16 protein-coding genes and 1 pseudogene are annotated in these 20695 nt (G+C 73.4%); 5 read left to right on the forward strand and 12 right to left on the reverse strand.

Going from position 1 to position 20695, the window contains the following annotated elements:
* The first annotated feature begins 61 nt into the window (after positions 1-61).
* Positions 62-1336, forward strand: a complete 1275-nt coding sequence (gene paaK / locus ACFVQG_RS00490; protein WP_383375142.1) for a phenylacetate--CoA ligase PaaK — start codon at positions 62-64, stop codon at positions 1334-1336.
* Positions 1337-1347: 11 nt separating this feature from the next.
* Here the strand turns inward: paaK and ACFVQG_RS00495 are convergent, their stop codons facing one another.
* The 4 genes and pseudogenes from ACFVQG_RS00495 to ACFVQG_RS00510 form a co-directional block, all read right to left on the reverse strand.
* Positions 1348-2598, reverse strand: a complete 1251-nt coding sequence (locus ACFVQG_RS00495; protein ID WP_383375144.1) for a hypothetical protein — start codon at positions 2596-2598, stop codon at positions 1348-1350.
* Between the two features lie 346 nt (positions 2599-2944).
* The gene (locus tag ACFVQG_RS00500) at positions 2945-3268 is read right to left on the reverse strand and encodes a DUF6000 family protein (protein WP_383375146.1); all 324 of its coding nucleotides are present in this window, start codon (positions 3266-3268) and stop codon (positions 2945-2947) included.
* A gap of 15 nt (positions 3269-3283) precedes the next feature.
* A complete protein-coding gene (locus ACFVQG_RS00505; protein ID WP_383375148.1) occupies positions 3284-3868 on the reverse strand; it encodes a YrhB domain-containing protein in 585 nt (194 codons plus the stop codon).
* 58 nt (positions 3869-3926) lie between these two features.
* Positions 3927-4019, reverse strand: a pseudogene (locus ACFVQG_RS00510) (IS5/IS1182 family transposase); the annotation flags it as partial.
* A 279-nt stretch (positions 4020-4298) separates the two neighbouring features.
* Between ACFVQG_RS00510 and ACFVQG_RS00515 the strand changes: the two are divergent.
* A complete protein-coding gene (locus tag ACFVQG_RS00515; RefSeq protein ID WP_383375150.1) occupies positions 4299-5114 on the forward strand; it encodes a class II aldolase/adducin family protein in 816 nt (271 codons plus the stop codon).
* Positions 5115-5155: 41 nt separating this feature from the next.
* Here ACFVQG_RS00515 and ACFVQG_RS00520 read toward each other — a convergent pair whose 3' ends face one another.
* A complete protein-coding gene (locus tag ACFVQG_RS00520; RefSeq protein WP_383375151.1) occupies positions 5156-6658 on the reverse strand; it encodes an acyl-CoA synthetase in 1503 nt (500 codons plus the stop codon).
* A gap of 112 nt (positions 6659-6770) precedes the next feature.
* Here ACFVQG_RS00520 and ACFVQG_RS00525 point away from each other — a divergent pair, with 112 nt between their 5' ends.
* Positions 6771-9176 (forward strand): penicillin acylase family protein, encoded by a 2406-nt coding sequence (locus ACFVQG_RS00525; protein WP_383375153.1) that lies wholly within the window; start codon positions 6771-6773, stop codon positions 9174-9176.
* Positions 9177-9291: 115 nt separating this feature from the next.
* Here ACFVQG_RS00525 and ACFVQG_RS00530 read toward each other — a convergent pair whose 3' ends face one another.
* Both ACFVQG_RS00530 and ACFVQG_RS00535 read right to left on the reverse strand, forming a co-directional pair.
* Positions 9292-10842 carry an acyl-CoA synthetase gene (locus tag ACFVQG_RS00530; RefSeq protein ID WP_383375155.1) on the reverse strand — a complete coding sequence of 517 codons (1551 nt, stop codon included), beginning with the start codon at positions 10840-10842 and terminating at the stop codon, positions 9292-9294.
* A complete protein-coding gene (locus tag ACFVQG_RS00535; RefSeq protein ID WP_383375157.1) occupies positions 10839-11951 on the reverse strand; it encodes an NAD(P)H-dependent flavin oxidoreductase in 1113 nt (370 codons plus the stop codon). Before ACFVQG_RS00535 ends, ACFVQG_RS00530 begins: the two co-directional genes overlap by 4 nt.
* 169 nt (positions 11952-12120) lie before the next feature.
* Between ACFVQG_RS00535 and ACFVQG_RS00540 the strand changes: the two genes are divergently transcribed.
* On the forward strand, positions 12121-13866 hold the full coding sequence (locus tag ACFVQG_RS00540) for a serine hydrolase (protein ID WP_383375159.1): 1746 nt from the start codon (positions 12121-12123) through the stop codon (positions 13864-13866).
* Between the two features lie 7 nt (positions 13867-13873).
* Here the strand turns inward: ACFVQG_RS00540 and ACFVQG_RS00545 are convergent, their stop codons facing one another.
* Positions 13874-14728, reverse strand: a complete 855-nt coding sequence (locus tag ACFVQG_RS00545) for a helix-turn-helix transcriptional regulator (RefSeq protein ID WP_383375161.1) — start codon at positions 14726-14728, stop codon at positions 13874-13876.
* 87 nt (positions 14729-14815) lie between these two features.
* Between ACFVQG_RS00545 and ACFVQG_RS00550 the strand changes: the two genes are divergently transcribed.
* Positions 14816-15607, forward strand: a complete 792-nt coding sequence (locus tag ACFVQG_RS00550) for an SDR family NAD(P)-dependent oxidoreductase (protein WP_383375163.1) — start codon at positions 14816-14818, stop codon at positions 15605-15607.
* A 49-nt stretch (positions 15608-15656) separates the two neighbouring features.
* On the opposite strand, the gene ACFVQG_RS00555 is transcribed toward ACFVQG_RS00550, so the two are convergent.
* The 4 genes from ACFVQG_RS00555 to ACFVQG_RS00570 all read right to left on the reverse strand — a co-directional run bounded on the left by ACFVQG_RS00555 (position 15657) and on the right by ACFVQG_RS00570 (position 20695).
* Complete coding sequence (locus ACFVQG_RS00555; RefSeq protein ID WP_383375165.1) at positions 15657-15848, reverse strand: DUF2795 domain-containing protein; 192 nt, start codon at positions 15846-15848, stop codon at positions 15657-15659.
* 87 nt (positions 15849-15935) lie between these two features.
* On the reverse strand, positions 15936-17504 hold the full coding sequence (locus tag ACFVQG_RS00560) for a phytoene desaturase family protein (RefSeq protein ID WP_383375167.1): 1569 nt from the start codon (positions 17502-17504) through the stop codon (positions 15936-15938).
* A gap of 54 nt (positions 17505-17558) precedes the next feature.
* The gene (locus ACFVQG_RS00565) at positions 17559-19775 is read right to left on the reverse strand and encodes a tetratricopeptide repeat protein (protein WP_383375169.1); all 2217 of its coding nucleotides are present in this window, start codon (positions 19773-19775) and stop codon (positions 17559-17561) included.
* On the reverse strand, positions 19757-20695 hold the full coding sequence (locus ACFVQG_RS00570) for an oxygenase MpaB family protein (protein WP_383375171.1): 939 nt from the start codon (positions 20693-20695) through the stop codon (positions 19757-19759). Before ACFVQG_RS00570 ends, ACFVQG_RS00565 begins: the two co-directional genes overlap by 19 nt.

The raw sequence follows: 20695 nt of genomic DNA on the forward strand, positions 1-20695 counted from the left end.
GGATTACTGATCCGACAGGGAGGCAACCGAATGATCGGTCGACCAGGACGGGAGTGAGCTGTTGGACGCGGGAGAGCGGCTGAACGGACCGGCGCTGCGGGAGTTGCAGCTGGAGCGGTTGCGCGCAGCGCTGCGGCACGCGTACGCGCGGGTGCCGTTCTATCGGCAGGCCTTCGACAAGGCGGGGATGCGACCGGAGGACTGCCGTTCGCTGGCCGATCTGGCGCGGTTTCCGTTCACGACCAAGGCGGACCTGCGGGAGAACTACCCGTACGGGATGTTCGCCGTGCCACGGGAGCGGATCCGGCGGATCCACGCCTCCAGCGGGACCACCGGGCAACCCACCGTGGTCGGTTACACGGACGGTGACCTGTCGATGTGGGCCGACCTGGTGGCCCGCTCCATCCGGGCGGCGGGCGGGCGGCCCGGGGACATCGTGCATGTGGCGTACGGATACGGGCTGTTCACCGGCGGTCTCGGCGCGCACTACGGGGCGGAGCGGCTCGGCTGTACGGTCGTACCGGCGTCCGGGGGTGTGACGTCCCGTCAGGTGCAGCTCATCCGGGACCTGCGGCCGGACGTCATCATGGTGACGCCCTCCTACATGCTGACGCTCCTCGACGAGTTCGAGCGGCAGGGCGTCGATCCGCGCGGCACGTCCCTGCGGGTGGGGATCTTCGGTGCGGAGCCGTGGACGGAGGAGATGCGGCGGGAGATCGAGGAGCGGTTCGCGATCGACGCGGTGGACATATACGGGCTGTCGGAGGTGATCGGGCCCGGGGTCGCGCAGGAGTGCGTGGAGACCAAGGACGGGCTGCACATCCACGAGGACCACTTCTATCCGGAGGTCGTCGATCCCGTCACCGGCGAGGCGCTGCCCGACGGCGAGCGGGGCGAACTCGTCTTCACCTCGCTCACCAAGGAGGCCATGCCGGTGATCCGGTACCGGACCCGGGACCTGACCCGGCTGCTGCCGGGCACGGCCCGTACCTTCCGCCGCATGGAGAAGGTCACCGGCCGCAGCGACGACATGGTCATCCTGCGGGGTGTGAACCTGTTTCCCACCCAGATCGAGGAGATCGTGCTCCGGACGCCGGGCGTGGCACCGCACTTCCAGCTGCGGCTCAGCCGCGAGGGCCGACTCGACGCCCTCACCGTGCGGGCCGAGGCCCGGCCCGGCGCTCCGGCAGAGGTCCGGGACGCCGCCGCGCGGGCCATCGCCACGGCCGTGAAGGACGGCATCGGTGTGTCGGTCGGCGTGGAGATCGTCGAGCCGGAGTCGCTGGAGCGGTCCGTGGGCAAGATCAGGCGGATCGTGGATCTGCGCCCGGGGTGACCGTGCTGACGTCAGCCGCGTGGGCCGGATCGCAGTGAGGCCAGGACCAGACGGCCGTAGCGGGTGGTGAGCGCGGCGGCCGTGGCCGCGCAGGCGGCGCCGAGGGCGATCAGCAGGTGCCAGGGGTCCTCGTCGCCGAGGACCTGGAGCACGGACAGGGCGGTGCCGAGCGGCAGTCCCAGGATGGTCAGCACGCCCAGCGCACCGGCGATCTGCTGGCCGTCCCGGGTCTGCACGATCCGGCTGAGGTCCGCCGCCTCGGCCAGCACGTCCGCGAACAGTTCCGGCATCCTGTGCTGTTCCTGGAACGCGCGCAGCAGGCCGTTGGCGGGGCCGTGCGCGGTCTGGTGCCGTCGCCAGTACGTACTGCGGAAGAGGGCGATGTTCCGCTCCAGCGCGGACACGCGTCGCGCGAGGCCCGTCGAGTTGGCGAAGACCGTGGACAACTCGTCGGTGAGCGCGTCGAGATGGTCCCGCTGGACCATGCCCAGCAGCAGGGCGTCCAGGTGCACGGTACGCGCCTGGTGCAGCGCGAACTCGTAGAAGTCGCCGTCCCCGCCATCGGGCCGGTGCCCCACGAAGGCCGCGCCGTGGCGGCCGACCAGGGCGCTCCAGTCGGCGGACATCCGGATCGCCTGCTCCGCGACCCGCTCCAGCCGCTCGGGCGGCGACGGGTTGTCGGCCTCCGTCGCCCGCCAGGCGAGGCAGCGCAGCCAGCCGTCCGCCGAGGCGGGCAGACGGCCCTCCACCCGGAGGGCGGCGGTGTGCGTGGCGTCGGGCGTGAAGAAGGCGACGGTGTACGGCCGGGCCAGCGCGAACGGCGCGGTGGGCGGCGCCGCGTCGGCCACCCCGGCGAACAGGACGGCCGGGTCCAGCTCCCCCGTCAGCGGGTCGGGCTGCGCCCGCGGCCGACGCCCGATCGCCCTCAGCACGGCCAGCAACTCCGGCCCCACGACGTCGAAGTGCAGGACACCGAGCGCCTGCCGGGGCTCCTTGGGCGTCGCCACCCGCAGCACCTCCACCCCCACCAGGGTGAGCGCGCCCACGGTCACGTCCACCGCCCGGTGCCACCGGCCGCCGTACAGGGCGCGCGTCACCGCGGGCGCGAAGTAGCCGCCCCGCCGGGCCGCGTCCCACGGCTGACGCTCGTCACCGAACGGCAACGGCCCACGCGGCCAGTCCGGTTCCCCGTCCAGCGACAACGGCAGCACGACGGACACCGCCTGCCGCACCCCGGTCGCGTCCCCAAGTCCCTCACTCAACCGCCGTACCCGCCTTCCTCATCGACCCTCGACGCGCGGACCGCGCCTCATCGGCATCAGTAGTCTGCGTGACACGGCCCCGCGACGCGGAGGGGCGGGAGGCTCCGGCCGACATGCGCCTGGTGCTCGCCGCGACGGCGGTCGGCGCCGGGGTCGTCGTCCCGCCGCATGGCAGGCAGCCTCGTCGAGCCTTTGACGGGGCGGTCGCAGCGCCTCGGCGCGTTCGTCGACGAACACGCAGAGCCGACGAACGAGGCTCAAGCGGGAGGGGGTGGGGTCCGAGTCGCCCTGCACGTGAGGTGCGTCCTGGAGCCACCGCTGCCACAGGCGGTAGGCGGCGAGCAGATCAGCGGCGCGCCGTTCCGGAACTGGCCGGGGCCACGCTGTAGGCCAGACCAGCACAGCAGACCTCGCTGGCCAGCAGGAGTTCCCCGGGGCGCGCACGGAACCCGGTCCGGCGGGAGACAGCTACGAGCGTCACAGCCTGCCGGAGTCGAAGCCGTGTCCCGAGGACGAGAGCGATCCCGACCCCGGGTTGCGCACGTACCGCCACCTCTTCGCCGCCCGCCGACCCTGGCGACGGGGCTGTATCGACGAGTCGCCGCCAAACGGCGCCGCCGTCTTCCTCACCACACCCGACGAGCGGGACCAGATGCGCCGATCGGCACACCGACGGGCTTTCAAGTCATCCCTCGGGGCTCTGACCGCCTCGGACCGCCGCCCCGCGCAGAACGGTCTTCACCCCGAATACCGGGTTGAGAGGCTCCACGAGTTCCCTCGTGGCGACGGCCACGAGGCGAGCAGGCACATCGCCGTCCAGCAGCCCGCTCACGTACTCGATGGCCTCCGCGGGCGAGAGCACAGGCAGCCTCTGGCGCAATGTCCGCACAGCATGCATGCGTCCGCGCGTGGGCGCGATCTCGCGGAGCACGTCGTGGAGATCGTCCACCGCGGTGCGCACGGGAAGCCCACGTATCCGCGATCGGTAGTCGTCCTCCCACGCCCCGGTCACCGCGGAGACGACGCCGACCAGATGCAGTCCCCCGTCGACGCGGTCGACCAGGTACGGCCCGTTGCCCGCGAGCATGAACTCCGGATTCCGAGTGCGCACGAACTCCTCGGACGTCCAGGAGACGATCCACACCAGTTCGTGTTCCTCGACGTCCACCACAGCCATGCGCAGTGCCTCCGCACCCGCGGCCCGCCAGCTTTGGTAGTCGCGTTCCAACTGTTCCTCAACGGCCCGAACGGCGGCTTCTCGCTCGATCACGCCTGCAGCATTCCGCACGGACCCGGGTCCGGCCAGTGATTTCCCGCGGCCTGCAGGGCCGGAGGCGTGCGAGGCCGTGGAGCCAGGCGGAGGTGCGCTCGACCACCCACCGGCAGGCGCCCAGACCGCCGGTGAGGGCGGCGCCGTCCCTGGTGCCGATGGGCGGAGCGCTTGGGCCGGTGTCCATGGTCACCCAGAACGAGATGCCGCACCGCGCGCCGGGCCGTACGGACATCGCCCTCGCGGGTCGGGTGGGCTGGCGACCGTCAACCCCGCGCGCCCGCTGTCAAGTACCAGCAGTCCCTCAGCGTCGGGACGTCCGCCGACCTTCCCGCCGCTCCCCGGCCAGTAGGGTGTGAACAGGGATTGAAACGATTCAATCGACGAGGCGCCGTGACACCGCCTCTTCCCTCGCCCGAAAGGCACTGCCATGACCACGACCCCTTCGTCCGTCACCGCCCTCCTCCAGGAGATGGGCAGGGCCGGTGCCCGGCTCGACACCCTCCGCGCCTGTGAGGCGGGCGCCGGGAACGTCTCCGTCGCCCTGCCGACCCCGGCCGACCTCGCCGTCACGTTCCCGCGCTTTGAGGCGTGCGAACTGCCCGGTGCCGCCCCCGCGCTCGCCGGGTGGACGGTCCTGGTCACCGGTTCGGGCCAGCGGCTCCGCGATGTCGGTGCCGCCCCCACCGCGGCCGTCGCCGCCGTCAGCATCGACGCCGACGGCTCGGCGACCCTGCGGTACGCCGACGACCGGGCCTGGGCCCGGCCGACCAGCGAGTTCAACTCCCACCTCGCGGTGCACGACGACCAGGTGGGCCGCCGCGGCCTGACCGGACCGCACTCCGTGGTGCACGCCCAGCCGCCGTACCTGGTCGCGCTCAGCCACCACGGCCCCGCCGACTCGGCGAAGTTCTCCCGGCAGATCCTGCGCTGGGAGCCGGAGACGGTGGTCCAGCTCCCCGAGGGCGTCGGCTTCCTGGACTTCATGGTCCCCGGCTCCCAGCGACTCCAGGAGGCTTCGGTCGCCGGGCTGCGGGAGGCCCGCATCGTCATCTGGGCCAAGCACGGCCTGCTGGCCCGCTCCGACGACGGCCCCCTCAAGGCCGTCGACCTCATCGAGTACGCCGAGACCGGCGCCATGTACGAGGCCCTCAACACCCGGACCGGCTCGCTGGGCCAGGGCCTGACGGACGACGAGGTGCGCGCCGTGATCGAGGCGTTCGACGTCCGGACGACGCTGTTCTGACCCGCCGGACGTCCCCTCCGGCGGGCACCGGTGGTGCCGGGCTACCGGTTGGGGGAGAACCGGTCGCGCAGTTCCCGCTTCAGGATCTTCCCGCTGGCGTTGCGCGGCAGCTCGGTCACGAACTCCACCCGTTTCGGCGCCTTGAAGGAGGTCAGCCGTTCGCGGGCGTGGGCGATCAGCTCCGCCTCCGTGACCTCGCCGCGCGGGACGACGAACGCGGTCACCACCTCGATCCACTTGTCGTCCGGCAGGCCGACGACGGCGGCCTCGGCGACGGCGCCATGGGTGTAGAGGGCGTCCTCGACCTGGCGGGAGGCGACCAGGACGCCACCGGAGTTGATGACGTCCTTCACCCGGTCGACGATCGTGAGGTAGCCGTCCGCGTCGCGGACCGCGAGGTCGCCGGAGTGGAACCAGCCGTCCCGGAACGCCTCGGCCGTCTCCTCGGGCTTGTCCCAGTAGCCCTCGCACAACTGCGGGGAGCGGTAGACGACTTCACCGGGGGTGCCGTCGGGCACGTCCACGCCCTTGTCGTCCACCACCCGCGCGTCGACGAAGAGGACCGGGCGCCCGCAGGAATCCATGCGGCCCTCGTGCTCGTCGGGGCCGAGGACCGTGGCCAGTGGGCCGATCTCGCTCTGTCCGAAGCAGTTGTAGAAGGCGAGTTCCGGCAGCCGCTCCCGGAGCCGTTCCAGCACCGGTACCGGCATGATCGACGCGCCGTAGTACGCCTTGCGCAGGCCGCTCAGGTCCCGGGTCGCGAAGTCGGGGCGGTGGGACAGACCGATCCAGACCGTCGGCGGCGCGAAGAAGCTGTCCGCGCGGCCCGCTTCGACCAGGTCGAAGAGGCGGTCGCCGTCCGGGGCGTCCAGGATGACGTTGGTGGCCCCGATCGCCAGGTAGGGCAGCAGGAAGACGTGCATCTGCGCGGAGTGGTACAGCGGCAGCGCGTGCACCGGGCGGTCGCCCGCGCTGAAGTCCAGGGCGGTGATCGCGCTCAGGTACTCGTGCACCAGCGCGCGGTGCGTCATCATCGCGCCCTTGGGCAGGGCCGTCGTACCCGAGGTGTAGAGCAGCTGCACCAGGTCCTCGGTGCGCGGTTCGGATCCGTCGTACGGCGGTGACTGCGGGAGCCGGGCGAGCAGGGAGTCGTCCGTGTCCCGCAGGGGCAACGCGCGGGTGCCGCCCGGGAGTCGCGGCGCCAGGTCGGGGTCGGTGAGAACCAGCGCGCTGCCCGACTGGGCGACGAGGTAGGCGAGGTCGTCGCCGGTGAGGTTCTGGTTGACGGGAACGTGGACGAGGCCCGCGCGGGCGCAGGCGAGGAAGGCGATCAGGTAGGCGTCGGAGTTGTGGCCGTAGGCGGCGACCCGGTCGCCGGGGGCGAGGCCCTCGTCCAGGAGCAGGGTCGCCGCGCGGGAGACCGCCTCGTCGAGTTCGTCGTACGTCCAGGTGCGGTCGCGGTACTCGACCGCGGTGCGTGCCGGGGTGCGGCGGGCGCTGCGCCGCAGCACCCCGTCGACCGTGCTGCCGTGTCGGGGCGTCATGGGGTCCGATCCTCGGTTCGCGGCCCCGGGAAGGTCAAGGCCACGCGCCGTCACGGGACATACCCACTGGTACGCTCAACCGCTCCTTCCCCCGATGACGTTGGGAGGCACGATGCGCACCCGCCTGAGACGGTTCGCGGTCACCGCCGTCGCCGCGCTCACCGCCGCGACCACGCTGCCCGCGGCGGCGGCCGAGCGGCAGGGCCGCCAGGAACACCCCTCGCACGGCGGACTGTCCGCCGTCGTCCGCTACACCGAGTACGGCATTCCGCACATCGTCGCGCACGGCTACGCCGACCTCGGCTTCGGCACGGGGTGGGCGCAGGCCGCCGACCAGGTGTGCGTGCTCGCCGACGGGTTCGTGACCGTGCGCGGCGAACGCTCGCGGTACTTCGGGCCCGACGCCGCGCCCGACTTCTCGCTCTCCTCGGCTTCCCGGAACCTCTCCAGCGACCTGTTCTTCCGGGGGGTGAGGGACGCGCGGACCGTGGAGAAGCTGCTCACGCGGCCCGCCCCGGCCGGTCCCAGCCGGGATGCGAAGGAGCTGATGCGGGGCTTCGCCGCCGGGTACAACGCCTGGCTGCGGCAGAACCGGATCACCGACCCCGCCTGCCGGGGCGCCGACTGGGTGCGCCCGGTCACCACCCTCGACGTGGCCGTGCGCGGGTACGCGCTCGCCGTGCTCGGCGGTCAGGGCCGGGCGGTGGACGGCATCACCGCCGCGCAGCCGCCCACCTCGGCGACGACCGGTTCCGTGGACCCTGAGGACACCGCCCGCGCCGCCCGTGAGCTGTTCGCCGCCGAGGACGCCGCGATGGGGTCCAACGCGGTCGCCTTCAGCGGCGCCACCACCGCGAACGGCCGGGGTCTGCTGCTGGGTAACCCGCACTACCCCTGGCAGGGCGGACGCCGGTTCTGGCAGTCGCAGCAGACCATTCCCGGCCGACTGAACGTGGCGGGCGGCTCGCTGCTCGGCTCCGCCACCGTGTCCATCGGCCACAACGCTCACGTGGCCTGGAGCCACACCGTCGCCACGGGCGTCCCCCTCGACGTCCGTCAGCTGACCCTCGATCCGGCCAACCCCACGGCGTATCTCGTCGACGGGAAGCCGGAGCGGATGACCCGGCGCACGGTCAGCGTCCCGGTCGAGGGCGGCGACCGGGTGACCCGCACCCAGTGGTGGACGCGGTACGGGCCGGTGGTCACCTCGCTCGGGCCGTCGCTGCCGCTGCCGTGGACAAGTACGACGGCGTACGCGCTCGGCGACCCCAACGCCACCAACCTGCGCGCCTCCGACACCGCGCTCGGCTTCTCCAGGGCACGTAGTACGGCGGACGTTCTCGGTGCGCTGCGGCGGACGCAGGGGCTGCCGTGGGTGAACACCATCGCCGCCGACTCACGGGGGCACACCCTGTTCACCCAGTCCCAGGTGCTGCCCCGGATCACCGACGAACTGGCCCAGCGCTGTTCCACGCCGCTCGGCCGGGTCACCTATCCGGCGTCCGGGGTGGCGGTCCTGGACGGCTCGCGCGGCGACTGCGCGCTGGGCCGGGACCCGGACGCCGTGGAGGCGGGGATCTTCGGGCCCGCGAAGCTGCCGACGCTGACGGACGCGCCGTACGCGGAGAACTCCAACGACAGTGCCTGGCTGGCCAACGCTGACCGGCCGCTGACCGGGTACGAGCGGGTCTTCGGCACCGTCGGCACGCCGCGCGGCATGCGTACGCGTGGGGCGATCGAGGACGTGGCGGCCCTGGCCGAGCGTGGCCGGTTGACCGTACGGGACCTTCAGGAGCAGCAGTTCGCCAACCGGGTGCCCGCGGGCGATCTGGCCGCCGCGGACGTGGCGCGGGCCTGTGCCGGGCTGCCGGGCGGTACCGCGACGGGCAGTGACGGCACGGCGGTCGACGTGTCGGCGGCCTGTCCGGTGATCGCCGGGTGGGACCGCACCATGGACACCGGCAGCCGGGGCGCGCTGCTGTTCGACCGGTTCTGGCGGAAGCTGACGGCGCGTGTGCCCGGGGACCGGCTGTGGAAGGTGCCGTTCTCGGCGGCGGACCCGGTGTCCACTCCGAACACGCTCGACACGGGCGCCCCGGGGTTCGCCACGGCGCTCGCGGACGCGGTCGCCGAGCTGCGGGCGGCGGGCGTTCCGCTGGACTCCCGGCTCGGGGAGCACCAGTTCGTGGTGCGCGGCGGTGAGCGGATTCCGGTGCCCGGCGGTACGGAGTCGCTGGGCGTGTGGAACAAGATCGAGGCGGTGTGGGACCCGGCGCGCGGCGGCTACGCGGAGGTGACGACCGGCTCCAGCTATCTGCAGGCCGTGGGCTGGGACGGCAGCGGCTGCCCGGTCGCCCGCACCCTGCTGTCGTACTCCCAGTCGTCGAGCCCGGATTCGGCCCACTACCGCGACCAGACGCGGTTGTTCTCCGCGGAGAGGTGGGTGACGTCCAGGTTCTGCGAGAAGGACATCCTGTCCTCGCCCGTGCTGGAGGTCGTCCGGGTGCGCGAGCGCTGACGGCGCGGCGGGCCCGCCCCGGTCACACGGGGCGGGCCTGGTCACACAGGGCGGGCCCGGTCACACGGGCGGGCCTGGTCACACGGGCGGGCCTGGTCACACAGGGCGGGCCTGGTCACACGGGGCGGGCCCGGTCCTTCCAGTACGGGTCCCGCAGCCGCCTCTTGTAGAGCTTGCCGTTGGGGTCGCGGGGCATCTCGGTGACGAAGTCGACGCTCTTGGGCCGTTTGTAGCCCGCGAGGCGCTCGGCGCAGTGGGCGAGGATCGCGGCGGCGAGGGCGTCGCCCGGTTCCCGGCCGGGCGCGGGTTCGACGACCGCCTTGACCTCCTCGCCCCAGTCGTCGTGCGGGATGCCGAAGGCGGCGGCGTCGGCGACGGCCGGGTGGGCGAGGAGGGTGGACTCGATCTCGGCGGGGTAGATGTTCACACCACCCGAGATGATCATGTCTATCTTGCGGTCGCGCAGGAACAGGTAGCCGTCCTCGTCGAGGTGGCCGAGGTCGCCGACGGTGAAGAAGTCGCCGATGCGGTTCCCGCGGGTCTTGTCCTCGTCCTTGTGGTAGGCGAAGCCGCCGGTGTTCATCTTCAGGTAGACGGTGCCCAGTTCGCCGGGCGGGAGGCGGTTGCCGTCGTCGTCGAAGATCGCGAGTTCGCTGATCGGCCAGGCCTTTCCGACGGTGCCGGGCTTCTTCAGCCAGTCCTCGGCGGTGGCGAAGGCGCCGCCGCCCTCGCTGGCCGCGTAGTACTCCTCCACACAGGTGCCCCACCAGTCGATCATGGCTCGTTTCACATGGTCGGGGCAGGGCGCGGCGCCGTGCAGGGCGTGCCGCATCGAGGAGACGTCGTAGGCGTCCCGCACCCGCTGCGGCAGCGCGAGCAGGCGGTGGAACTGGGTCGGGACCATATGGGTGTGGGTGCACCCGCGGGTGTCGATCAGGCGGAGCATCTCCTCGGGCGTCCACTTGTCCATCAGCACCAGCCGGTGGCCGATGTGCAGGGAGGCGCCCGCGAACTGGAGGACGGCCGTGTGGTAGAGCGGTGAGCAGACGAGGTGGACGTTGTCGTCGAACGGCTGGATGCCGAAGATGCCGAGGAAGCCGCCGAGGTACGACTCCTCGGGGAGCCTGCCGGTCAGCGGGCGCCGGATGCCGCGCGGGCGGCCGGTGGTGCCGGAGGTGTAGTTCATCACCCAGCCGAGGGTGCGGTCCTCGGGCGGTGACTCCGGTTGTCCGGCGAGGAGTTCGTCGTACGGGCGGAAGCCCTCGGCCGTGCCGATCGCGTACCGGTGGGTGTGCGGGAGTTCCGCCTCGTCGGCGGCCTGGCGGGCGGGGTCGGCGAACCGTTCGTGGGTGAGCAGGACCTTGGCTCCGGAGTCGGCGACGATCCAGGCGATCTCGGGGCCCATCAGGTGGTGGTTGACGGGCACGAGGTAGAGACCGGCCTGGGTGGCGGCCAGGTAGGCGGTGACGAACTCGGGGCCGTTGGGGAGGACGGCGGCGAAGGCGTCGCCGCGGTCGAGTCCGGCGGCGCGCAGCCCGTGGACGAGCCGGTTGGCGGCGGAGTGCAGGCGCCCGGCGGTCCACTCCTCGCCGTCGGGGGCGATCAGGACGGTGCGGTCGGGGTCGGCGGTGGCCTGCGCCCAGAAGCCGGTGGGGGGCGTGCTCATACCGGTTCCTCCTTTCCGACGATCCGGCCGAGGCGGTCGACGGCGCGTTCGAAGCCGCGGGTGAGGTCGTCGAAGACGTCCCGCACGCTGCGGCTGCTGTTCATCCGGCCGACGATCTGGCCGACGGGGGTGCCGAGCAGCGGTTCGACCTCGTACTTCTGGATGCGGGACAGGGCTTCGGCCACCAGCAGCCCCTGGAGGGGCATGGGCAGGGTGCCCGGGCCGTCCGGGTCGTCCCAGGCGTCGGTCCACTCGGTGCGGAGCTGGCGTGCGGGCTTGCCGGTCAGGGCGCGGGAGCGGACGGTGTCGCCGGAGCCCGCGGCGAGGAGTTTGCGGCGCAGGGCGGGTGAGGTGAGGTCGGCCTCGGTGGTGGTGAGCCAGACCGAGCCGAGCCAGACGCCCTGGGCGCCGAGGGCGAGCGCGGCGGCGGCCTGTTCGCCGCTGCCGATGCCGCCCGCGGCCAGCACGGGCAGCGGGGCGACCGCGTCGACGACCTCGGGGGTGAGGACCATGGTGGCGATGTCGCCGGTGTGGCCGCCCGCCTCGTAGCCCTGGGCCACGACGATGTCGAGGCCCGCCTCCTGGTGCTTGCGGGCGTGCCGGGCGCTGCCCGCGAGCGCGGCGACCAGCACGCCCCGCTCATGGGCGCGGTCGACGACGTCGGCGGGCGGTGAGCCGAGGGCGTTGGCGAGCAGCCGGATCGGGTAGTCGAAGGCGACGTCGAGCTGGGTGCGGGCGACCTGCTCCATCCAGCCGGTGATGCGCCAGCCCGACGCCTCGCCCTCGCCGAGCGCGGGGACGCCGTACCGGGCGAGGGTGTCGGCCACGAACTCGCGGTGCTCGGCCGGGATCATGGCCTCCACGTCGGCCTCGGTGACGCCCTCGACCTTCTTGGCGGGCATGACGACGTCGAGGCCGTAGGGCCTGCCGTCGACATGCGCCTCGATCCAGTCCAGGTCGCGTCTGAGGTCGTCGGGGGCCGTGTAGCGGACCGCGCCGAGCACCCCGAAGCCGCCCGCCCGGCTGATGGCCGCGGCGACGGCAGGGAACGGCGTGAAGCCGAAGACGGCGTGCTCGACTCCGAGTGTCTGGCTCAGCTCCGTCTGCATGAGCGCAGGATGCCGGTTTCCTCCGGCGGAGGGAAGAGGCTTTCTGATGGGCCGTCAGATTACTGATGCCGATCGCCTGGTTGACACGACCCCCGACTGACACGAAAGTTTCACCGCGCAAGGTGATCCCGGAAAGATACCTTCAGGCGCAGCGGGAGGACGATCCTCGATGACCGACACCAGACGTGGCCTGACCCGGCGTCAACTGAGCCGGGGAGCACTGGCCCTGGGCGGAGCCCTCACCCTGGCCCCGCTCCCCGCGGGACCGGCGTCCGCCTCCTCCGGCCGCGCCACCCTGCGCCCCGGTACCCCGGAGCAGGCCGGGCTCCTCCCCGCCCACCTGCGCCAACTCGTCACCGACGCCGAGGCGTTCCTCGGCCCCTCACCCCAACACCCCTGGTACGCGGGCGCCGTACTGCTCGCCGGACGCGGCGGCACCGTCGCCCTGCACCAGCCGATCGGGATGGCGGTGCGCTACCGGGCGTACGACGAGGGAACCGACACCGGCGTGGAGTTCCCCGCCGCCGAGCAGATCCCGATGGCCGAGGACACGGTCTTCGACCTGGCCTCGGTCTCCAAGCTGTTCACCTCGATCCTCGCCGTGCAGCAGATCGAGCGCGGCGCGCTGGAACTGGAGGGCGCGGTCGCCTCGTACCTGCCGGAGTTCGGGGCGGCGGGCAAGCAGGGCATCACCGTCCGACAGTTGCTGACGCACACCTCGGGGCTGCGCTCCTGGATCCCGCTGTACAAGGCGCCCACGTACGACGAGAAGCTGGCCCTCCTGTGGAACGAGGCGCCGCTGAACCCGCCCGGCACCCGCTACCTCTACTCCGACCTGAACCTGATCACCCTGCAGCTCGTCCTGGAGCGGATCACCGGGCGCCCCCTCGACGTCCTGCTGCGCGAGGAGATCACCGCCCCGCTGGGCATGCGCCGCACCCGCTACAACCCGCCCGCCTCCTGGAAGCCGAGGATCGCCGCGACCGAGGACGCCCGCGCGCCCTGGTCGGGCCTTGACCGGGGGCTGGTGTGGGGCGAGGTGCACGACGAGAACGCCTTCAGCTTCGGCGGGGTCGCGGGCCACGCCGGGGTGTTCTCCCACGCGTGGGACCTGGCGGTGCTCGGGCGGACCCTGCTCAACGGCGGGGTGTACGGCCGGGCGCGCATCCTGCGCCCCGAGTCGGTGGAGCTGATGTTCACCGACTTCAACACCGACTTCCCCGGCGACGAGCACGGCCTCGGCTTCGAGCTGTACCAGCACTGGTACATGGGCGCGCTGGCCACCCCGCGCACCGCCGGGCACACCGGCTTCACCGGCACCTCGCTCGTCCTGGACCCGACCACCGACTCCTTCCTCGTCGTGCTCGGCAACTCCGTGCACCCCGTGCGTAGTTGGCGGTCCGGCTCGGCGCCCCGGGTGGCCACGGCCAACCAGCTGGCGCGGGCGGTCCCGGTGCGTCCGGCGTACGGCCGTACGGCCTGGTTCTCCGGAATGGCGAGCGGCACCACCGCGACGCTGGCCCTGCCCGCGCTCGACACCTCCGCGGGATCCGCCCGGCTGCGCTGCGCCCTGTGGTGGGACACCGAGCCCGGCGCCGACCCGCTCACGCTGGAGGCGTCCGCCGACGGCGGCGACTGGCTGCCGGTCCCCTTCACCGCCGCGGGGCGCGAGCACCCCTCGGGGTCGGTCAGCGGCTGGTCGGGGCGTGTGTGGCACCGGCTCACGGCTGACCTGCCGTCCGCCCGCGCGCTCACCCTGCGCTGGCGGTACACCACCGACCGGCTGTACGTCGGCCGCGGCGCCTATGTCGACGGGCTGCGGGTGGCGGCGGGCGACACCGTGCTGTTCGACGAGGCGCGCCCGGCGGACGCGGCCCGCGTCGAGGCGGCGGGCTGGACGGCGTCCCGCGACTGAGGCGGGCTCAGCCGGGCACGTCCAGGCGCTGGGTGCCGACGACCGACAGCAGCCGCAGCGCCTCCTCGGCCGGGCTGCCGGGGACGGCGGTGTAGATGACGACGCGCTGGTCCCGGTCGGCGATGTCCAGGACGTCGCAGTTGACGGGGACCGGGCCGACCAGCGGGTGCCGGAAGGTCTTGCACAGGGTGGGGGTGGCCACCACGTCGTGCGCGGCCCACAGCTCCGCGAACTCGGGGCTGCCCGCGAGGAGTTCGGCCACCAGCTCGGTCACCTCGGGATCGTCGGGGTAGCGGGCCGCGGCGGCGCGCAGGTCGAGCGCCGCCGTCCGGGCGAACTCCTCGGCGTCCGAGACGCCGTACAGCGGCTGCCCCTGCGGGTTGTACGGGTTGAGGAAGGCACGCCGGATCAGGTTGCGGTCGCGGCGGGGGAGCGCGGAGAAGTCCTCCATCAGGGCGGCGGCCAGGTCGTTCCAGGCGAGCACCTCGTGCGTCGCCGAGACCACGATGGCCGCGGCCTGCGGCAGCCGGTGCAGCAGGTCCACGATGCTCTGCCGCACCTCCCGCAAGGGTCCGGGCGGCGGTCCCGGCGGGGCCCCGGCGAGATGGTGCAGGTGGTCGCGCTCGGCGTCCGTGAGGCGCAGGGCGCGGGTCAGGCCGGAGAGCACCTCGCGGGACGGCCGCGGGGCGCGCCCCTGTTCGAGGCGGGTGTAGTACTCGGTGGAGATGAACGCCAGCTGCGCCACCTCCTCGCGGCGCAGCCCCGGGGTGCGGCGGCGCTGCCCCCTGGGCAGGCCCACGTCGCCGGGGGTGATGCGCTCGCGTCGGCTGCGCAGGAAGTCGGCCAGCTCTTGTCGGTCCACGCCCCCAGTGTGCGCGGACGCCGGACGGCTCAGCCAGGTACAGCCTGTGCCTGGTTGCGGGCGCGGGCCGGTCGCAGGCTCGACGGCATGACCAACACCATCGACACCCCACCCACCGGCACGGGACTGCTCGCCGGGAAGGTCGCCTTCGTCACCGGCGCCGGGCGCGGCATCGGCGCCGCCGCGGCCCGCCTGTTCGCCCGGGAGGGCGCCCGCGTGCTGCTCGCGGCCCGTACGGAGTCCCAGCTCAAGGCGGTCACCGAGGAGATCCGCGCGGCGGGCGGCACCGCCGACCACACCGTGTGCGACCTGGCCGACGCGGCGAGCGTCCGCGCGGCCGTCGAGAAGGCCGTCGAGCTGTACGGCCGTCTCGACCTCGCCTTCAACAACGGCGCGACGATCCAGGAACCCGGCCCCATGGACGGCATGCCGGACGCCGAGTTCGACCACGTCTACGCCGTCAACCTGCGGGGTCCCTGGCTGGCCATGAAGGCCGAGATCGACGCGATCCGCCGCACCTCGGGGCGCGGCGCGATCGTGAACAACTCCAGCGTCGGCAGCCTGCTGGCCAATCCCTGGCTGCCCGCGTACGGCGCGGCGAAGCGCGCCGTCAACAGTCTCACCGCGTCCGCCGCCGCGACGTACGGCCCGGAGGGCATCCGCGTCAACGCGATCGCGCCGGGCGCCACGCTGACCGAGATGATGCACGAGTGGGACCGGCGGACCCCGGGCGTCATCGACCGGTTCACCGAGCAGGCCCCGCTGCGCCGCGCGGCCCGGCCGGAGGAGGTCGCCGAGGCAGCGGCATGGCTGCTGAGTGACCGCGCCTCCTTCGTCACCGGGGCGGTGCTGGCGGTCGACGGGGGCATGACCGCCTGAGCGCGTACGGACCGGGCCACCACCGGCGGCCCGGCCCGTACGACGTCCCTCACTCGCTGAAGACCGCCTTCTGCACTTCGTTGGGCCCGTCGAAGCTGTTCCGCTTCAGGTGGTCGAGTTCGCTGACCACCTTGTCGTCGGCGTGGTTGCGGCGGGCGCACTCGACGAGACCCTTCTTGTCCGCCGGGTACTCCATGCCGCTGAGCGCCTTCTGGAGATCGATGGGGCTGAGGTCGGCCATGGGTCCTCCCGTACGAGTTCGGAATGGTTTGCCCTACTTTGCCCTCCCTGCCCCGGTACCCCTGATCGCCCGCCGCATTCCGGGCGATCAGCGCTTGCCGTCCTCCAGGACCGCCATCGCCGCGTTGTGCCCCGGCACCCCGCTCACCCCGCCGCCGCGCACCGCGCCCGCCCCGCACAGCAGGACGCCCGGGTGCCGGGTCTCCACTCCCCAGCGGCCGGTGCCCTCCTGGGCGTGGGGCCAGCTCAGGTCGCGGTGGAAGATGTTGCCGCCGGGCAGCCCGAGGTCGCGGTCCAGGTCCAGCGGCGTCCTGGCCTCGATGCAGGGCCGTCCCTCGGCGTCGGTCGCCAGACAGTCGGCGAGCGGCTCGGCCAGGTGGGCGTCGAGCTGGGCGAGGGTGCGCGTCAGCAGCTCGTCGCGGACGGCGTCGTGGTCGTGGGCGAAGAGGCGGGCGGGGGTGTGCAGCCCGAAGAGGGTGAGGGTCTGGTAGCCCCGCTCGACCAGGTCGGGGCCGAGGATCGAGGGGTCGGTGAGCGAGTGGCAGTAGATCTCCGAGGGCGGCACGGCGGGCGGCTCACCGGCCGTGGCCTGGGCGTGGGCGGCGGCCAGTTGGTCGTAGCCCTCGGCGATGTGGAAGGTGCCCGCGAACGCCTCGCGCGGGTCGACGGACCGGTCCCGTAGCTTCGGCAGCCGCTTGAGCAGCATGTTCACCTTCAGCTGTGCGCCCTCGGCGGGCGGCGGCGGGGTGTCGCCGGTGAGCGCCGCCAGCTCACGCGGGGAGGCGCCGACCAGGACGTGCCGGCCGACGGCGACGCCCTCGCCGTCGGCGGTGCGGTAGGTGACCTCGGCGGTGCGCGCGCCGGTGTCGATACGGACCGCCTCGTGACCGGTGGCCAGGACCGCGCCCGCCGCCCGGGCGGCGTCGGCGAGCGCGCCGGTGAGGGCGCCCATGCCGCCGACGGGGACGTCCCAGTCGCCGGTGCCGCCGCCGATCACGTGGTAGAGGAAGCAGCGGTTCTGCTTCAGGGACGGGTCGTGGGCGTCGGCGAAGGTGCCGATCAGGGCGTCGGTGAGGACCACGCCGCGGACCAGGTCGTCGGAGAAGTGGTCCTCGATCGCGACACCGATCGGCTCCTCGAAAAGCAGCCGCCAGGCGTCCTCGTCGTCGATGCGGCGGCGCAGGTCGTCGCGGGTGGGCAGCGGCTCGGTGAGGGTCGGGAAGACCCGCTCGGCGACCCGCCCGGTCATGCCGTACAGCCGCCGCCAGGCCGTGTACTCGCGGTCCGAGCCGGTCAGCCGGGCGAAGGCCTCCCGGGTGCGTGCCCCGCCGCCGCCGACCAGCAGTCCGGTGGCCCGTCCGGCCCGCTCGACGGGGGTGTACGAGGAGATGGTGCGGGTGCGCAGGGAGAAGTCCAGGCCCAGCTCCCGCACGATCTTCGGCGGGAGCAGGCTGACCAGGTAGGAGTAGCGCGACAGCCGGGCGTCGACGCCCGGGAAGGGGCGGGAGGAGACGGCGGCGCCGCCGGTGTGGCCGAGCCGCTCCAGGAGGAGCACCGAGCGTCCGGCGCGGGCCAGGTAGGCGGCGGCGACCAGACCGTTGTGGCCGCCGCCGACGATGACGGCGTCATAGCTGCCGGAGGGCTGGGGTGCGGGCATGGTCCTTGGTAACACGGGATGATCCACACCGGCCAGACGTGGGCGGGCGGCGGCTCAGCTCCCGCCCGCCGCCTGCCGCTGCCGCAGCACCGCCACCCTGCGGTACAGCTCCACCGCCTCCGCGCCCCGGCCCAGTTGCTCCAGGCAGTGCGCCTCGTCGTTGCGGCTGGCGAGGGTGTCGGGGTGACCGGTGCCCAGGACGCGTTCACGGGCGGCGGCGACCGCGCGGTACTCGGTGAGCGCGTCGCTCCAGCGCCCCAGCCAGCCCAGCGCCACGGCGATCTCCCGTCGGCTGATCAGGGTGTCCGGGTGGTCGGCGCCCAGCACGCGCTCACGGACCGCGCGCAGGTCACGGGACTCGGCCAGGGCCTCCTCCCAGCGGCCGAGCCGCCCGAGGTTGACGCCGAGGCCGTGCCGGGCGCGCAGGGTCTCGGGGTGGGTGGGGCCGTGCACGCGGGAGCGGTCGTCGACCAGTTCGCGGTAGACCTCCAGCGCCTGGGCGCCCCGGCCGAGCCTGCCCAGGCAGATGCCGGTCTCGTGGCGGGCGGCGAGGGTGTCGGGGTGGTCGGCGCCGAGCGCGCGGGCGCGGCCCTCGGCGACCTCCTCGTAGCAGCGCAGGGCCTCCGGCCAGCGGCCCAGCTGGCCGAGCGCGTAGGCGACCTCGTACCGGGTGACCAGGGTGTCGGGGTGGTCGGGGCCGAGCACCCGGGCGCGGTCGGCGGCCACCTCCGACGCCAGGCGGTACGAGTCCTCCAGGCGGCCCAGTCGGCCCAGGTTGAAGGCGAGGTTGTGGCGGCAGCGCAGGGTGTCGGGGTGGTCGGCGCCCATGGTGCGTTCCCGGGCGGCGAGCACGGCCGTGTACTCCTGGTGCGCCTCGAAGGGGCGGCCCAGCTGGCCGAGCGCGTACGCCGTCTCCTGCCGGGCGGCGAGGGTGTCGGGGTGATCGGGCCCGAGCACGCGTGCGCGGACCTGGGCGACGTGGGTGTACTCGTGCAGGGCGTCGGCGGCGCGGCCGGTGCGGCTGAGGGTGAAGGCGATCTCGTAGCGGCTGGCGAGGGTGTCGGGGTGGTCGGCGCCGAGCAGGTGCTCGCGTTCGGCGGCCACCGCGCGGTGCACCTCCCCCGCCTCCGCCCAGCGGCCGAGTCGGCCGAGGCTGAGGCCCGCGTTGTGGCGTCCGGCCAGCGTCGCGAGGGTCTCGCGGGGCGGGGTGGGCGGTGGCTCCTGGGGAGCGGGGGCGGACGTGCGGTCTGGGTCGGCCGGTGCGGTCCACTCCTCGGCGAGTCCGGCGACGCCCTGCGGCGGTGTGCCGCGCGGTCCGGTGCCCGCGGCCTTGTGGCCGGTGGTCATGCCGCGGGTCCAGGACGGCAGCCGGGGTTCGCGGGGCGCCGTGTGGACCACCGAGGGGACCGTGGGCGCGGGCGTGGTCCGGGCGGCGTTGATGCGGGCGGCCAGCTCGCGGGCGTCGCGGGGGCGCTCCTCCGGCAGTTTGGCGAGCAGGTCCAGGATGATCTGCTCCAGGTGGACGGGGAGTTCTGGCCGGTGTTCGCGGGGTGGCCGGGGCGGGGTGTCCCGGTGGCCGATCAGGATCGCCCAGGCGTCGTCGAGGTCGAAGGGCGGGGCGCCGGTGGCGAGTTCGTACAGCACGCAGCCCAGTGAGTACAGGTCGCTGCGCTGGTCGACCTCCTCCCCGCCGATCTGCTCCGGGGACATGTAGTGCGGGGTCCCCATGGCGACGCCGGTGCCGGTCAGCCGGGCGGTGAAGCCGATGTCGTGGCCGAGGCGGGCGATGCCGAAGTCGCAGATCTTCGCCGTGCCGTCGGCGAGGCGGACGATGTTCGCGGGCTTCAGGTCCCGGTGCACGATGCCCTGTTGGTGGGTGTAGGCCAGGGCGTCGGCCACCTGGTCGGCGATGTCGACGATGTCCGCCACGGGCAGCGGATGCTGCTTGTGGTCGTCCAGGAGCTGGCTGAGGTTACGGCCCTGGAGGAGTTCCATGACGAGGAACAGCACCCCGTCCGACTCACCGAAGTCGTGCACCACGGTCACCCCGCGGTGCTGGAGCGCGGCGGCCACCCGCGCCTCCCGGCGGAACCGCTCCCGCAGCACCCGGGTGAAGGACTGGTCGTGGTGCGGGCCCAGCGGTTTGAGGCACTTCACGGCGACCTGCCGCCCGAGCGACTCGTCCCGCGCCCGCCACACCTCCCCCATTCCCCCGCGTCCGATCAGATCGAGCAGCTGGTACCTGCCCTGGATCAGCCTGGAGTCCGCCATCTCCCGCCGTCGCCCCCGTTGCCTATGTGCGCGCTGCCCTCCCCTGGCCCGTCCAGTATGGCGACAGGTGCTCGTACTTTGTACGGCGCGGGGCGTGCGTCGGGTCCGAGTCGTGCCATCGCCCGCAGGACGTGCTTGGGCGGGAGCTGCCAGCGCAGCCGGTCGGGTACCGCGCGCAGCACGGCGCCGGTGCGGCGCAGCCTGCGGGTGACGGTGGCCGGATCGGGCGCGGGCCGCCCGTACAGCTCGTGCGCGTACGGCGGCAGGGTGTCGTACGCCAGCCGCGCCACGTGGCGCCACAGCAGCTCCCGGGCCGGGACGAGCAGCGGGTGCGTCGGCGGGCGGCGCAGGAAGGCGTCGACCTCGCGGGCGTCGTCCCCGGCGGCGAGTTCGGGCGCGACGCGCTCGAAGTAGGCGGCCAGGGCGGCGCGGCTGGCGGGGACGGTGTCCGGGTCGAGGCCCACCAGGCGGGCGCTGACGCGGTGTTCGGCCAGATAGCGGTCGGCGTCCTGGTCACCGAGCGGGTAGCCGGAGCGGCGCTGGACGTGCAGATAGGAGTCGACCTCGGCGCAGTGCACCCACAGCAGCAGCGCGGGCTCGTCCACCGGGTACCGTTCGCCGGTCGCCGGGTCGGTGGCGCCGAGCATCCGGTGGATCTTGCGGACCCGGGCCCCGGCGCGCTCGGCGGCGTCGGTGGTGCCGTAGGTGGTGGTGCCGACGAAGCTGGCGGTGCGCATTAGCCTGCCCCAGGCGTCGCGCCGGAAGTCGGAGTTCTGCATGACGCCGCGGACGGCACGCGGGTGCAGCGCCTGCAGGTAGAGGGCGCGGACGCCCGCGATCCACATCATCGGGTCGGCGTGGACCTGCCAGGTGACGGAGTGCGGGCCGAACAGACCGGGGTCAGCTATACGGGCCTTCAT

The sequence above is a fragment of the Streptomyces sp. NPDC057877 genome, from assembly GCF_042796855.1.
Lineage (GTDB): Bacteria > Actinomycetota > Actinomycetes > Streptomycetales > Streptomycetaceae > Streptomyces.

Coding starts and splice junctions, on each gene's coding strand:
- ACFVQG_RS00555 (WP_383375165.1), bottom strand. CDS start 15,848: ATGGCCGACCTCAGCCCCATCGATCTCCAGAAGGCGCTCAGCGGCATG.
- ACFVQG_RS00565 (WP_383375169.1), bottom strand. CDS start 19,775: ATGGCGGACTCCAGGCTGATCCAGGGCAGGTACCAGCTGCTCGATCTG.
- ACFVQG_RS00520 (WP_383375151.1), bottom strand. CDS start 6,658: ATGACGCCCCGACACGGCAGCACGGTCGACGGGGTGCTGCGGCGCAGC.
- ACFVQG_RS00540 (WP_383375159.1), top strand. CDS start 12,121: ATGACCGACACCAGACGTGGCCTGACCCGGCGTCAACTGAGCCGGGGA.
- ACFVQG_RS00550 (WP_383375163.1), top strand. CDS start 14,816: ATGACCAACACCATCGACACCCCACCCACCGGCACGGGACTGCTCGCC.
- ACFVQG_RS00570 (WP_383375171.1), bottom strand. CDS start 20,695: ATGAAGGCCCGTATAGCTGACCCCGGTCTGTTCGGCCCGCACTCCGTC.
- ACFVQG_RS00515 (WP_383375150.1), top strand. CDS start 4,299: ATGACCACGACCCCTTCGTCCGTCACCGCCCTCCTCCAGGAGATGGGC.
- ACFVQG_RS00560 (WP_383375167.1), bottom strand. CDS start 17,504: ATGCCCGCACCCCAGCCCTCCGGCAGCTATGACGCCGTCATCGTCGGC.
- ACFVQG_RS00535 (WP_383375157.1), bottom strand. CDS start 11,951: ATGCAGACGGAGCTGAGCCAGACACTCGGAGTCGAGCACGCCGTCTTC.
- ACFVQG_RS00530 (WP_383375155.1), bottom strand. CDS start 10,842: ATGAGCACGCCCCCCACCGGCTTCTGGGCGCAGGCCACCGCCGACCCC.
- ACFVQG_RS00525 (WP_383375153.1), top strand. CDS start 6,771: ATGCGCACCCGCCTGAGACGGTTCGCGGTCACCGCCGTCGCCGCGCTC.